This is a genomic window from Leucobacter exalbidus, from assembly GCF_017834145.1.
Lineage (GTDB): Bacteria > Actinomycetota > Actinomycetes > Actinomycetales > Microbacteriaceae > Leucobacter > Leucobacter exalbidus.
This window is the reverse complement of the sequence record NZ_JAFIDA010000001.1, coordinates 2480373-2493989: the sequence shown is the minus strand read 5'-3', so window position 1 is coordinate 2493989 and position 13617 is coordinate 2480373. Positions and strand designations below refer to the sequence as shown.

The 13617-nt window shown below is 66.6% G+C and carries 11 protein-coding genes; 2 read left to right on the top strand and 9 right to left on the bottom strand.

Annotated features, from left to right (window positions below):
• Nucleotides 1-22 precede the first annotated feature (22 nt).
• Nucleotides 23-1432, top strand: a complete 1410-nt coding sequence (locus JOF28_RS11300; RefSeq protein WP_209705834.1) for a glutamyl-tRNA reductase — start codon at nt 23-25, stop codon at nt 1430-1432.
• A 35-nt stretch (nt 1433-1467) separates the two neighbouring features.
• Here the strand turns inward: JOF28_RS11300 and JOF28_RS11295 are convergent, their stop codons facing one another.
• Nucleotides 1468-2100 (bottom strand): GNAT family N-acetyltransferase, encoded by a 633-nt coding sequence (locus JOF28_RS11295; RefSeq protein WP_209705833.1) that lies wholly within the window; start codon nt 2098-2100, stop codon nt 1468-1470.
• Entirely contained in the window at nt 2097-3083 is a 987-nt protein-coding gene (locus JOF28_RS11290; RefSeq protein ID WP_209705832.1) for a hypothetical protein, read from the bottom strand. The genes JOF28_RS11295 and JOF28_RS11290 overlap by 4 nt, the downstream gene beginning before the upstream one ends.
• 182 nt (nt 3084-3265) lie before the next feature.
• Here JOF28_RS11290 and purL point away from each other — a divergent pair, with 182 nt between their 5' ends.
• Nucleotides 3266-5599 (top strand): phosphoribosylformylglycinamidine synthase subunit PurL, encoded by a 2334-nt coding sequence (gene purL, locus JOF28_RS11285; protein WP_209705831.1) that lies wholly within the window; start codon nt 3266-3268, stop codon nt 5597-5599.
• Between the two features lie 352 nt (nt 5600-5951).
• Here the strand turns inward: purL and tmk are convergent, their stop codons facing one another.
• From tmk to JOF28_RS11250, 7 genes are all read right to left on the bottom strand, one after another.
• Nucleotides 5952-6587 (bottom strand): dTMP kinase, encoded by a 636-nt coding sequence (gene tmk / locus JOF28_RS11280; protein ID WP_209705830.1) that lies wholly within the window; start codon nt 6585-6587, stop codon nt 5952-5954.
• Nucleotides 6588-6589: 2 nt separating this feature from the next.
• Nucleotides 6590-9424, bottom strand: a complete 2835-nt coding sequence (gene topA / locus JOF28_RS11275) for a type I DNA topoisomerase (protein WP_209705829.1) — start codon at nt 9422-9424, stop codon at nt 6590-6592.
• Nucleotides 9425-9563: 139 nt separating this feature from the next.
• A complete protein-coding gene (locus JOF28_RS11270) occupies nt 9564-10385 on the bottom strand; it encodes a M23 family metallopeptidase (protein ID WP_209705828.1) in 822 nt (273 codons plus the stop codon).
• A gap of 53 nt (nt 10386-10438) precedes the next feature.
• Nucleotides 10439-10846, bottom strand: coding sequence for a TadE/TadG family type IV pilus assembly protein (locus tag JOF28_RS11265; protein WP_209705827.1), 408 nt, complete (start codon nt 10844-10846; stop codon nt 10439-10441).
• Nucleotides 10824-11321 carry a DUF4244 domain-containing protein gene (locus JOF28_RS14575; RefSeq protein WP_245189947.1) on the bottom strand — a complete coding sequence of 166 codons (498 nt, stop codon included), beginning with the start codon at nt 11319-11321 and terminating at the stop codon, nt 10824-10826. Before JOF28_RS14575 ends, JOF28_RS11265 begins: the two co-directional genes overlap by 23 nt.
• A 152-nt stretch (nt 11322-11473) precedes the next feature.
• A complete protein-coding gene (locus JOF28_RS11255; RefSeq protein WP_245189946.1) occupies nt 11474-12469 on the bottom strand; it encodes a type II secretion system F family protein in 996 nt (331 codons plus the stop codon).
• Nucleotides 12470-12480: 11 nt separating this feature from the next.
• The gene (locus JOF28_RS11250; RefSeq protein WP_209705826.1) at nt 12481-13491 is read right to left on the bottom strand and encodes a TadA family conjugal transfer-associated ATPase; all 1011 of its coding nucleotides are present in this window, start codon (nt 13489-13491) and stop codon (nt 12481-12483) included.
• Nucleotides 13492-13617 lie beyond the last annotated feature (126 nt).

Here is a 13617-nt window from a genome sequence, read left to right as displayed (position 1 = left end):
TGAATGGTAACTTATTCATCTGATGAACTCTTCACTTGTACACACCAAGTTTTCAGACACGGCCTCAGCCACCTCTGGCGGCTTGTCGTGTCTCTCGATCGACCACAAAAGCGCGTCTCTTTCGCTGCTTGAGCGCGTCGAACGACACGCCGACGAACTCGTGCAGACCCTCACGCAAAACGAGGGGCACACTCCCCTCGCCGGTGACTCAAAAACTCCGGATCAGGGCGTCATTTCTGGCGCCGACGATGCCCAGCAGAACGGGTCTGTGGTGATCGCCACCTGCAACCGTTTTGAAGCCTATTTCGATGCGAATTCGAGCGCACCCGAAGAGGCCATTCGGGCGATCGCTCGGATCACCGGCGTGCCTGAAACTGAACTCACTCAGGCCACGCGTGTGCGCCACGGCGTCGATGCCGCGCATCACCTTTTTGAAGTTTCGAGCGGTCTCGAGTCGGTAGTGATGGGCGAGGGTGAGATCGGCGGTCAAGTGCGTCGGGCATTCTCACAGGCAAAACTTGCGGGCTCCACCACGCCCGAGCTTGAGCGCCTGTTTCAGCACGCGGCTACCGTCTCCAAAACTGTGAAGGCACGCACCCGGGTGCAGACCCAGGGGCGCTCTCTCGTTCGCCTCGCCCTGCTCCTTGCCGAGAGCCGCATCGGCGATTGGGCGGGCACCCGCGTGTTGCTCGTGGGCACCGGCGCCTACGCCGCCGTCACCCTTGCGGCGTTGCGTGAGCGCGGGGCACGCCACATCGCCGTGCACTCCCCCTCGGGGCGGGCACACACCTTCGCCAAGACACGCGAGGTGCGCCCGCTCGAACGAGACGCCCTCACGGCTGAGCTCGCGGCGGCCGACGTGATTATTGCGTGCAGCACCGCGCAAGATCCGATCGTTGACGCCGAACTAGTCGCCCGCACGGTGACCGCCGCGCCGCGCCCGTTTTGCACGAGTTTCACGGGGCGTGCGGGCACGGCAGATTTGCCGCGTCAGCGGCTCTTTATTGACCTCGGCGTGCCCCGCAATATCGCCCCCGAGGCCGCGCAGGTGCCGGGGGTCGAGGTGCTCGACCTTGAGGTGATCGCGATGCACGCGGGGGTCGAAGAGCTCAGCTCTGAAACCGAGGCGCGCCAGATCACGAGCGCTGCCGCCGCCGAGTTTGCGGCCGATCAGGCCGAGCGCGCCGCTGTGCCCAGCGTGCTGGCGCTGCGCGACCACGTGCATTCGGTGCTCGAGGCCGAAATCGCGCGGGCAGCAAAGCTCGGCCCTGAGGCCGCTCAGGTGCAGGCGGCGCTGCGTCACTTCGCCGGCCGGCTGTTGCACGAACCGACGCTGCGGCTGCGGGCGCTCGGCCGCACGGGCCAGGCACCGGTCGCCGCGGCCGCCGTGCAGACGCTGTTTGGCAGCAGCGCCCTGGAGCCGGTGGGCTAGCGCGGGAGGCGACGGCCGCGCGCTAGCCCACCGAACTACAGTTCGAACCCGTAGGCGAGCAGCGTAAACGCCGATCCGTCCTCGCGCACAATGTCTTCTTCTCGCTCGAACAACCGGTGAAATCCCATGCGCTCGTACAGCCTGCGCGCGCCGGGCATCTCGGTGCTCGTGTTCAGCACGAGGCGTGACGCACCCCGCTCACGAGCGGTGTCGATCGCGAGCCGCATCAGCAGCCCGCCCACGCCTCGGCCGCGCGCGATGCCGACCACGGCGAGCAGTCGCACGTCGATCTCGCCGTCGCGTGCCACTGCGCTGAGCACCTGACCGGGCTCGGGCAGCGTCACGGTGCCCAAAATGGCGCCGGTGGCATCATCCTCGGCGACCCACACCTGCGCGGTGCGAGCGCGCTCGGCCACGGCCTCAATCTCGGCCAAATAATCAGCGGGAAGCCCGGGATACGACTCGTCATAGGCGGTTCTGGCGAGCGCGCCAACGGCGCTCATTTCTTCGATCCGGATCAGCCTGAGGCGTACCCCAGCAGCCGCCGCGGGGCCCGAATGGCCTGCCCGGGCAGCGTCAGTAGCCCCGGCGGCCGCAGCAGCGTGCGCGCCGCCAGAGCCGCCTGAGCTACCGGCGTGGAAACCTTCGGGCTGGTATCCCCGGCTCACCGCAGCGGAGCGCCAGGGACGCTGAAATCGGGCTGGCCATCGGGGCCTGCGGGCAGCGGGCGACCATCAGCGAACGTCGGCCAGGGCAGCAGCGCGGCGCCCTGCGGCACCGCAGCCTGGGGCTGCACCGGGTAGCCGGGAGCTGCCTGCGCGCGGTACGGGGATCCGGCGCCGTAGCCCGCGGCAGCCGCGAGGCGATCGGCCTCGCGGGCCGCCTCGCGTTCGCCGGCACCGTATGACCAGCGCAGCAGCAGCGTGATCGAGAGGCCGAGCGCCGTTAGGATCAGCAGCGCCGTAGAGATCTTCCAGTACACGTCGGGCACGGTGAGATCGAACGCTTCGATGCCCACCGGCGCCGTGAACAAAATGCCCGCGAGCACAGCCAGCACGCTCGTGATGAATGCGAAGCGAGTGACGACGGCGGGCAGCTGATTGCCGGTTTTCAGCAGCAGCTGGCAGCACACAATCACCAGCCTCGTGACCGCGATCACCAGCAGCGACTTCCAGAAGATCTCGAACATCAGCCCGTACGAGGTGTACGGCGTCATCCAGATCACGATGAGCAGCAGCGCCAGAATGTAGGCGTTCGCGATCAGTGCGACAGGGGCGTACCACTCAGATTTCTGACCGCGGCGCGTATCGATCGCGGTAAACAGCACGAACACCGCGAACAGTACGAACGTCGAAAAGACGCGCTCGAACTTGCCCTCGAAATCGCCGATGAACAGCAGTGAAATCGACGCGATGGTCAGGCCGGCGAGCAAAATAATGCTGACCTTCAAGAAGGTCGACAGCCGCGGGCCGTTCTTCTGGGGCGCAGCCGCGCCCAGGTTGGCCTGCATGGGCAGCGTTTGGTGCGTGCCCGGGGCACCCTGGGTCGCCTGGCTCCCCTGGGCGGCCTGATGTTCTGGCACGCCGGGGTAGGACGCTTCGTGCGATGCGCTCGGCACCGGCTGATCCTGGCTCGTATTCGGGTCGCTCATGCTGTCTAGTTTCGCGCGTTCCGCTGTGATTATCCAGCTCCAGCGCACAGCTCTTCCCACAATCGTGTGCGCGCCGTGGCGGCGCAACCAGAAGCACCCTTTCTCAGGGGTAGACTGTGGGAGTACCTTTCGGCCCGCAATGGTGCCGATCCTACAAAGTGAGTAGACGGAGCACATCGAGCGTGACTGACATCGACGAGGCCGTGACCGGCCCCCGCCCCGACACCGTTGCAGATGCCATTGCAACGCCCGAGAAGGAGCAGCCGTTCGAGGCGCTGGGCTTGAAGCCCGACGAGTACGAACAAATCAAGCAGATTCTGGGCCGTCGCCCTACCTCTGGCGAACTCGCCATGTATTCGGTGATGTGGTCAGAGCACTGCTCATACAAGTCATCTAAGAATTACCTGCGCCAGTTTGGCAAGAAGGTCAATGACAAGATGAAGGAGCGCCTGCTCGTAGGCATGGGCGAAAACGCCGGTGTCATCGATATTGGCGAAGGCTGGGCTGTCACCTTCAAGGTAGAAAGCCACAACCACCCCTCATACATTGAGCCGTTCCAGGGCGCCGCTACCGGCGTCGGCGGCATCATTCGCGACATCATCTCGATGGGCGCTCGCCCCGTCGCAGTGATGGACCAGCTGCGTTTCGGCGCCATTGACGACCCCGACACCGCTCGCGTGGTGCACGGTGTGGTCTCGGGTATTTCGTCGTACGCGAACTGCTTGGGCCTGCCGAACCTCGGCGGCGAGACCGTCTTCGACAGCGTCTACCAGCAGAACCCCCTCGTCAACGCCCTGGGTGTTGGCGTGCTGCGTCACGAGGATCTGCACCTCGCCAACGCGTCGGGCCCCGGCAACAAGGTTGTACTGTTCGGTGCCCGCACCGGTGGCGACGGCATTGGCGGCGCATCGATTCTCGCGTCTGACACCTTCGCAGAGGGTGGCCCCACCAAGCGCCCCGCAGTGCAGGTTGGCGACCCGTTCGCTGAGAAGGTGCTCATTGAGTGCTGCCTCGAGATGTTCCGCGACGAACTCGTCGAGGGCATTCAGGATCTCGGTGCCGCAGGCATCTCATGCGCTACGTCTGAGCTCGCAGCCAACGGTGACGGTGGCATGTTCATCGAGCTCGACAGCGTACTGCTGCGCGACCCCTCACTCACCGCTGAGGAAATCCTCATGTCGGAGAGCCAGGAGCGCATGATGGCTGTTGTGCACCCCGACAAGCTCGACGCGTTCCTCGCTGTCGCCCAGAAGTGGGACGTTGAGACCAGCGTGCTCGGTGAAGTGACCGACACCGGCCGCCTCGTGATCAACTGGCGCGGCGAAGAGATCGTCAACGTCGATCCCTCAACCGTTGCCGTTGACGGCCCGGTTTACGATCGCCCCGTTGCGTACCCCACCTGGATCGACGAGCTGCAGGCATCGGGCGTTCGCGCTTCGGGCCTCGCCCGCGCCATCTCGGGTCACCAGCTGCGTGAGCAGATGGTGGCCGTGGCCGCGTCTCCCAACCAGGCTGACGTGTCATGGGTGACCAACCAGTACGACAAGTACGTGCTCGGTAACACCGCCCTGTCGTTCCCCGATGGCGCCGGCATGATTCGCGTTGACGAAGAGAGTGGCCTCGGCGTCGCGATCTCGACCGATGCTAACGGCCGCTACTGCTACCTCGACCCGTTCGTTGGCGCACAGCTGGCACTGGCCGAGTCGTACCGTAACGTGGCCACCTCGGGCGCGGTTCCCGCCGCCGTCACCGACTGCCTGAACTTCGGCAGCCCCGAGAACCCCGAGGTCATGTGGCAGTTCTCGCAGGCCGTTGAGGGCCTGTCTGACGCGTGCCTCGCACTCGAGGTTCCCGTGACCGGCGGTAACGTTTCGCTCTACAACCAGACGGGTGATACCCCCATCCACCCGACCCCCGTGGTCGGCGTGCTGGGCATCATCGACGACGTGGCCCGCCGCGTGCCGTCAGGCTGGCAGGACGAGGGCGAACACCTCTACCTGCTCGGCGTGACCCGCGACGAGCTCGACGGTTCGGCTTGGGCCGAGACCATCCACGAGCACCTCGGTGGTCGCCCGCCGATCGCCGACCTCCCCGCAGAGCGTTCGCTCGCCGAGCTGCTGCACGCAGCTTCGCAGGGCGGTCTGCTCTCGGGCGCGGTTGACCTGTCAGAGGGTGGCCTCGCGCAGGCCCTCACCGACGGTGCACTGCGCTTCGGCGTGGGCGCTCGCGTGTGGATCGACGAGATCTTGACGCGCGACGGTGTCGACGAGACCGCCGCCATGTTCTCAGAGACGCAGGCACGTGTACTCGTGGCTGTGCCTCATGAGGAAGAGGTCAAGTTCCGCGGCCTGTGCTCGGGTCGCGAGATCCCCGTGCTGCGCATCGGCGTCACCGACGGTTCGGGTGCTGACGCGTCCATCGAGGTGCAGGATCGCTTCACGCTCCCCCTCGCTGAGCTGGGTGCCGCGTCACGCGCCACGCTGCCGGCACGATTCGGTGCGGTGATCGCGGAGTAACTCTCCGCTACACGCACAAAGCGGCCTGTGGTTCTGAGAAGAACCACAGGCCGCTTTGTTGTTTAGTGCGTCTGAGCTTGCCTGCATTCAGCGGTCAGGTCTTGGCATGTCAAAATGCCCAGCGCCCAGCTGGACGATGCCCGAGCGCTCGCGTATTCTGGAACCGCTAAGACCGGTTCCGCCTACCTCGGTAGGTCCAGGGCCGGTCCTCATGTTTGGTGGGCACTATCGGCGGAAACGTCGAAACTCATGCACCTTATGCGGGATAGCCGAAACTGCTCGCGCCAGCGGCATGGACCAGGAAGCCGGGCTTCTGCGATATTCACATAACGCAGAATAAATTGCTGGAGCGCTACGCGCCAGGCAGCAGCGCCGTCACACGGGTCAGCACGCGGGCGTGCAGCTCGTCTGCGGGCAGCGCGGCATCGAGTACGAGGTAGCGATCCGGATCCTGCTGCGCGAGCTCCCTGAAACCCGCGCGCACCGCGGCGTGAAACTCGACAGCTTCAGCCTCGAGCCGGTCAGCGGCCCCGCCCCGGGCCTCGCGACGCTTCGCGGCAAGCTCGGTCGTGGCGTCGAGCAGCACCGTGAGGTGCGGCCAGAGCGCGCCCGTGGCCCACTCGCTGAGCTCGCGCACCTCGGCGACGTCGAGCACGCGGCCCGCGCCCTGGTACGCGAGCGATGAGTCAATGTAGCGATCCTGCACCACGACCGCGCCGCGGGCGAGCGCGGGGCGCACCACCTGGGCGACGTGCTGGGCACGATCGGCCGCGTAAAGCAGTGCTTCGGCCCGCGGGTCGATGGCGCCGATCTCGTCGCCGCCGTGCAGCAGCAGTTCGCGTACGCGCGCGCCAAGCGTCGTGCCGCCCGGTTCGCGGGTGCGCACGATCTCGTGACCGCGGGCCGCCAGCCACCCCGAGAGCAGCTCGGCCTGGGTGGTTTTCCCAGCGCCGTCGCCGCCCTCAAAGGTGATAAACATACCGGTCATGCTCACGCCCCAGCGTTCGCCTCGGCCGCAGCAGCTTCTGCGGCCTTCTTCGCAGCATTGGCCTTGCGCGTCTCGGCTGCCTTCTTCGCGGCAGCCGATCGCACCGGATCAACCACCTTCGCGCCAGCGGCCTTCGCCGCGGGCTTCTTGGCGGCCGTCTTCTTTGCGGCGGGCTTCTTCGCAGCAGCCTTCTTCGCCGGAGCCTTCTTCTTCGCGGGGCCCTTGGCGCGCTTGATCGCGAGCAGCTCGATCGCACGCTCGAACGTGAGATCCTCAACGGTGTCACCGCGAGGAATCGTGGCGTTCGTTTCGCCGTCGGTGACGTACGGGCCGAAGCGGCCGTCCTTCACCTTCACGGGCTTGCCGCTGACCGGGTCAGCGTCAAACTCCTTGAGCGAGCTCGAGGCCTTACGCCCGCCGTATTTGGGCTGCGCAAACAGTTCAAGTGCGCCGGCCAGGTCAACGGTGAAGATCGCGTCTTCGCTCGCGAGTGAGCGAGAGTCGGTGCCCTTCTTAATGTACGGGCCGTAGCGCCCGTTCTGCGCGGTGATCTCGGCGCCAGACTCGGCGTCGGTGCCCACCACGCGGGGCAGATCGAGCAGCGCAACGGCTGTGTCGAGCTCTACCGTGGCCGGGTCCATGCTCTTGAACAGCGACGCGGTGCGCGGCTTCTCACCCTTGGGCAGTTCTTCGCCCTCGTTAAGCAGCTCGGTGACGAACGGACCGAACCGGCCGTTCTTCGCCGCGATGCGCTTACCGGTGACGGGGTGCAGCCCCACAATGCGGTCTTCAAGCGGCTCGGCATCGGCAAGCTCGTGCGCGAGCGCAACGGTCAGCTCGTCAGGCGCCAGGCCCTCAGGAATGTTCACGCTGCGCGGCTTGATCTCGCCGGCCTCGTCGGCCACGCACTTGTCGTCCACTACCTCGAGGTAGGGGCCGTACTTGCCGTTGCGCAGCGAGATCGCATCATCAATCTTGATGGTGTTGATCGCGCGCGCATCGATCTCGCCGAGGTTATCGACGACGCCGCGCAGGCCGGGGTGTGAGTCGCTGCCGAAGTAGAACTCGCCAAGCCAGGTGGTGCGGTCGGCCTGGCCGGCCGCGATCCGGTCAAGGTCGTTCTCCATTGACGCGGTGAAGTCGTAGTCCACGAGCGCCGAGAAGTGCGTTTCAAGCAGGCGCACCACTGAGAAGGCGATCCAGCTCGGTACGAGCGCTTGGCCCTTCTTCGAGACGTAGCCGCGATCCATGATCGTGCTGATGATCGCCGCGTACGTCGAGGGGCGCCCGATGCCGAGCTCCTCAAGACGCTTCGTGAGGCTGGCCTCGGTGTAGCGCGGGGGCGGGCTCGTCTCGTGGCCCTTGGCCTCGGTGTCGGTGACGCCGAGGCGCTGGCCCTGGGCCAGCTGCGGCAGTGACACGTTCTGCTCGGCGTCGCCGCGCTTCTCGTCTCGGCCTTCTTCGTAGGCGAGCAAGAAGCCGGGGAACGTGATGACGGTGCCGCTCGCGGTGAACTCGGCGCGCGTCGCCGCGCTCTGGCCGGGCTCGGTGACGCTGATGCCCAGGGTGACCGTGTCGGTCGAGCCCTTGGCGTCAGACATCTGGCTGGCGACCGTGCGCTTCCAGATCAGTTCGTAGAGCGCGTGCTCACCCTGCGTCAGCTTGCCTTTGAGCGCGGTGGGGCGCTCAAACACGTCGCCCGCGGGGCGAATAGCCTCGTGTGCTTCTTGCGCACCCTTGGCCTTGCCCGTGTACACGCGCGGCTTCTCGGGGATCGTCTCGGCGCCGTAGAGCATGGCGGCCTGCGAACGCGCGGCCGTGATCGCCTGCTTTGACAGCGTGGGCGAGTCGGTACGCATATAGGTGATGTAACCGTTTTCGTACAGCGACTGCGCGTACGACATCGTCTGCCGCGAGCTGTAACGCAGCTTGCGCGACGCTTCCTGCTGCAGGGTCGACGTGGTGAACGGGGCTGCGGGGCGACGCGTGTGCGGCTTCGTCTCCACCGACACAACGTCGGCTGAGGTGCCCGGAGCGCACAGCTGCGCGAGGGTTTCTGCGCGCTGCTTCTCGAGCCGGATCACACCAGCCGCAACCGACTTCTCCTTCAGTGCGCCGTCGTCGCCGAAGTCGCTGCCCGTGGCGACGCGCTTGGCGTCGATGCGCACGAGGCGTGCGGCGAAGGCAGTCGCTGATTCGGGCACGAACGTCGCCGTCAGGTCCCAGTATTCTGCGGCGTTGAACGCCTGGCGCTCACGCTCGCGGTCCACCACGAGGCGGGTGGCGGCCGACTGTACGCGGCCCGCCGAAAGCTTGGGGGCTACCTTGCGCCACAGCACCGGTGAGATGTCGTAGCCGTAGAGTCGGTCGAGGATACGACGGGTTTCTTGCGCGTCAACGAGCGCAATGTCGAGGTCTCGCGTGTTGCGGCTGGCCTCTTCAATGGCTTCCTTGGTGATCTCGTGGAACACCATGCGCTTGACCGGCACCTTGGGCTTCAGTACTTCAAGCAGGTGCCACGCGATGGCCTCGCCCTCGCGGTCCTCATCAGTTGCGAGGAGCAGCTCATCGGCGTCCTTCAGAGCTCGCTTGAGTTCGGCAACGGTCTTCTTCTTATTGTCGTTTACCGAGTAATACGGAGCGAATCCGTTGTCGACATCGACAGCGAACTTACCGAACGGTCCCTTTTTCAGCTCAGCAGGCAGCTGTGAGGGCTCGGCAAGGTCACGAATGTGCCCGACCGATGCAATGACTTCATAGTCGGGGCCCAGATAGTCGCCGATTTTTTTCGCCTTGGTCGGCGACTCGACGATCACGAGCTTTTTCGTGCCCTTCACGGGTCTCCTTCGTACTCACTTCATCCGCGCCGTGGCCAGGGATCTGACCAATGCTTCTGCAACGACACGATACACACATGTGCCCGGGAATCTTGCGCTACCCAGTCCCCTCCATTATGACCCCCTCGCGGCCTGTGAATTACGGCGGGGTCAGAAATGCGAACGGATTGAGGTCAGGAAACGAGTTTTCGGGCCGCGTTGACAGCGTGAAATGGGTGTGGGGGCCAGACGTACAGCCGCTCATTCCGGCAGTCGCCACCTGACTTCCTGCGGCCACCCGATCACCCACGGCCAGTCCCAACGCCCGTGTCGAGCCCGGCGCAATGTGATTGTGCGAACTGAAAAGTGTGTGCCCCGCGTACTCGTGCCGCACGATCACGGTTTCGTTTTCACCACGCCACCACGCCGGTGTGGCGCGGCACACCGCCGGGATCTGCCCGCCATCTGGGCCAGCCGCGACGATCACCCCATCGAAGGGCGCCAAGAGCGCGCTTCCCAACGGCGCGTTCAGATCGATCGAGAGCCCGTCGTGAAACCCCTGTGCGATTCCGCGCCCGGTTGCCGGCCACACCCAGTGCCCGGCAGCAGCGCCGCCTCCCGGGCCGCCGCTGACCGGCGTACCGCTCGCCCCACCGCCAGCCGCAGGCACCCCGCCCGCGCGGGAACGTGCGGTGACCTCGCCGATGGGGGTGCTCACCCGCAGCACGACCCGCACATCACCGCTTGCCTGTTCGATATCGCACTGCGCAATCGTCGCGTCTACGCTTACCGCCACCTCGGCGGCGTTGTCACAGGGATCGCCGTCGAGCCACCCCGCAAGCGCATCAGCTGCGGCGAGCGCGGCGGCGTCTGCGGCACCGGTGACGCGGTGTGCGGTGACGAGGTGGCTGCTCGCGGCTAGCACGGGCACCCCGATGCACAGGGCGGCGGCGACACAACCGACGAGGGCTGCTGCGCTCATGTGTGTTGTCCTTTCTGTGGTGTGCGGTGTGTGATGATTGGGTGGTCGGCAGGTCACGGGCTGGGTGTGGGCGCCGTGTCATCGGTGACGGCGGCGCAGCCTTCTCCGCTCACCGAGAGGGCGGCGAGGAGCCCGCGTTGGGCGCCAGCGTGCAGGGTGATGCACAGCAGTGCCCCGCGGCGTTCGCGGTTGATGGTGAGGCCCGCGCCGGATTGTGAGATACGCTCTTCGGCGAGGGCGGTGTCTCCGCGTGCTTCAAGCCGTGAGATGTCGGCGGCGGCCGAGGCGAGGGTGAGTCGGTTGGTGGCGATCACGATGCCGCCAATCACCAGGGCCAGCACCACGAGCACTGCGGGCACGACCACCGCGAATTCTGCGGTGACGGTGCCGCGCTCGTCGTGTCGCAGTGTGCGTGCGCGGTCACCCCGCTCGGCCGGTTTAGCCCGCCGCGCCCAACGCATTTTCGACGAGCTGCACGAGCATGGCCCTGATCTCGTTGGAGCGCAAAATGGCGACGAGGATGCCGGCGAATGCTACCGCCGCCATAATCACAATTGCGTACTCTGCGGTCACTGCCCCGCGCTCCTCGCTAATCAGCTGTCGCCACCGCTTCACCCGCCCATGCCCCTGAGCGCGGTCACGTTCGAGGCCGCCCCCTGCGCGACGCTGGCTCGGGCGTGGCCAAAGTCTGCGTGGCATAGCCGCGGGGGCCGAGCGTACGGAGCTGGCCGTGCGCCGCAGCATGGCATCGCGCGTCTTGGTGGGTTGAGCAACAAACGAGAACCAGAAGTCGGCCTCAGGGTCATCACTGGCAACATCGCCGGGTGCGGTACCCGCGCGGGATGTGTGCGGGTGGTGGGGTTCGGCGGGCCGGGCCGGCACGACCTCATGGGTGTCGCCCGGTAGTTCGGGCACGAGCTGCAGTTTGGTCTCCATGGGAGTCTCCCTCTTTTGCGTGCACGGCCCGGCGAGTACCGGTGCTTCTATGCTGCTGTGCTGCACTGCCGAGTGGGGGCCAGAAATCGTTTCTGTGGAGAAGTCACGGGTTTGGGCGTCACCCCTGGGGTGTGGACGCATCGCCAGCGAACCTATCCGCGCAGCATCGACAGTACGACGGGCACCACACCCACCAAAATGAATGACGGCAGCACGCAGACCGCCAGCGGAATCAGCACCCGTATGCCCAGCTGTTCGGCGTCGCGCTCGAGTTGGGCGTGCGATCTCGCCCGTTCGGCCTCAGCTTCTTCCAAAAGCAGTGAGGCGAGGGGCACCCCAGCGGCCTGCGCTGAGCTAATGGCACGCCGCAGGGGTGCGCCAGCGAGAAATTGGGTGAACGGCACCCATTCGGCCCCGGCCCGGTCAACGGCGTCGGCCACGAGGCGGGGCGCGGTGCCGGGGTCACCTCCCCCGCGCATCACGATCCACGCGAGCTCGCACTCGATTCCCGCCACGTGATCATTGGCTTCCACCTGGCGCTGCAGCATGCGCGCCCACCCCACCCCGCAGGCAAGCAGCACGGCGCCCACACCCAACAGCAGCCCGCCCACGGGGCTAGCCAGGATCGGTGTCGGGTCAAACCCCAGCACCACCCCCAGCAGCAGTGCGAGCGGCGGCAGCGCGGCCACCGTCACCACCGTCGCTTTGGGCCCGGTGAGGATGACACTGCGGCGTTCCCGCAGCCGTTCGAGTGCGGCGAGCGCCTCAGTCATGCGCGACAGTGCGGGCCCCAGGGGTGCCCCGCTCGTAACGGCGAGATCCCAGGCCGCGGCGAGTACCCGCCATTCGGGCCCGCGGCCGCTCGCGAGGGCGTCGGCTGGTGCCACCCCGTCAGCGACGAGGCGCGTGATGCGCCCGGCCTCCCCTGTGTCTGCCACGTCGTGCCGCACAAGTTCAAACATGCGTTCGGTCGACACCCCGCCTGCGAGCAGTGCGCTCATCTGCCGGGCGACCCGCGCCGCCCCCTCGTGTTCTGCCGCGGGGGCCGGGGCCTGGCGCTGCGCCGGGCTGAGTCGTTCGCCCGTGCACCGCAGGGCCCGGCCCATTGCCCGCAGGCGTGCGAGCACGCCGGAAACCTGTGGGGGCATGAGGCGGCTCATCACTGCACCTCGGTGACTTCGAGTACCCCGCCCGCGCCGAGCCGCAGTTCACCAATTGCAGAGATACGGTGGCCAAGTGGCCCCCGTTCCACCTGCACAATCGCGTGCAGCGCCGACGCTGCCTGCCGGCCGAGCGCGCCCGGGTCAAGCCCCGCGAGCGATCCCAAAGCTTCAAGGCGTGCGGGTACGTCAGCAAGGCTTGAGGCGTGCAGCGTGCCGGCTCCCCCGTCGTGCCCGGTATTGAGTGCGGTGAGCAGTGTCACGATCTCGGCCCCGCGGCACTCCCCCAGCACGATGCGGTCGGGGCGCATGCGCAGGGCCTCGCGCAGCAGCCGTTCGACGGTGACCTCCCCCACGCCCTCGGCGCTCATAGGCCGCGCTTCAAGCGCGATCACGTGGTCGTGCTGCAACCGTATTTCGGCGACGTCTTCGATGGTGACGATGCGTTCCCCCGGGTCACAGCGCCCGAGCAGGGCCGTCAACAGCGTTGTCTTGCCACTCGCGGTGCCACCGGTGACCAGAAAGTTGCGGCGAGTTTCCACGAGTTGCGCGAGCCGCCAGGCAGTGGGCTCGCTGCACAGCCCCCGGCGCACCAGCTGCGAAAAGTCGGGGGCGAAGATACCGGGCACCCGAATCGAAACCGCCGCGCCCGCAACGCTCACCGGGGGCAACACGGCGTGTACGCGAATCCCGTCGCCCAACCGCACATCGGCGCAAGGTTGTAGTTCGTCAAGGTGCCTGCCGCCCGCGGCGATCAATGCCGTCGCTAACCCACGCACGGCTTCGGCGCTCGCTTCCCACCCGGTCACGCGTTCAAGTCGCGCCCCGCGGTCGAGCCACAGCTCGCCCGCACCCGCCCTGGTGTGCACCAAAATGTCGCGCACTTCGGGGTCGTCCAACAACGAAAGCAGGCCTCCAAACGCGCGCCGGGCGGCAAGCCCGAGTGCCGCGCTACGGGTCGGCACCGGGCCCACGGTCGATGCCGTCGCGGCCTCATCAGGGGCGGTCATGCGGCCAGCCAATCACGCTCTGGCAGCGGGCAGCGTCCCAAACTCTATTCTGTGGAGAACTTGGGAGATCGCGAGAGATTACAGCCGGTGTGAGCGGATCGGCCGCAAAGGTATACGCTGGATTCG

Excerpts from the sequence above, each read along its gene's own strand:
- JOF28_RS11270 (WP_209705828.1), bottom strand. The coding sequence starts at position 10,385 with ATGAGCGCAGCAGCCCTCGTCGGTTGTGTCGCCGCCGCCCTGTGCATC.
- JOF28_RS11255 (WP_245189946.1), bottom strand. The coding sequence starts at position 12,469 with ATGCCCCCACAGGTTTCCGGCGTGCTCGCACGCCTGCGGGCAATGGGC.
- JOF28_RS11250 (WP_209705826.1), bottom strand. The coding sequence starts at position 13,491 with ATGACCGCCCCTGATGAGGCCGCGACGGCATCGACCGTGGGCCCGGTG.
- JOF28_RS14575 (WP_245189947.1), bottom strand. The coding sequence starts at position 11,321 with ATGGAGACCAAACTGCAGCTCGTGCCCGAACTACCGGGCGACACCCAT.
- JOF28_RS11290 (WP_209705832.1), bottom strand. The coding sequence starts at position 3,083 with ATGAGCGACCCGAATACGAGCCAGGATCAGCCGGTGCCGAGCGCATCG.
- tmk (WP_209705830.1), bottom strand. The coding sequence starts at position 6,587 with ATGACCGGTATGTTTATCACCTTTGAGGGCGGCGACGGCGCTGGGAAA.
- JOF28_RS11265 (WP_209705827.1), bottom strand. The coding sequence starts at position 10,846 with ATGCGTTGGGCGCGGCGGGCTAAACCGGCCGAGCGGGGTGACCGCGCA.
- JOF28_RS11300 (WP_209705834.1), top strand. The coding sequence starts at position 23 with ATGAACTCTTCACTTGTACACACCAAGTTTTCAGACACGGCCTCAGCC.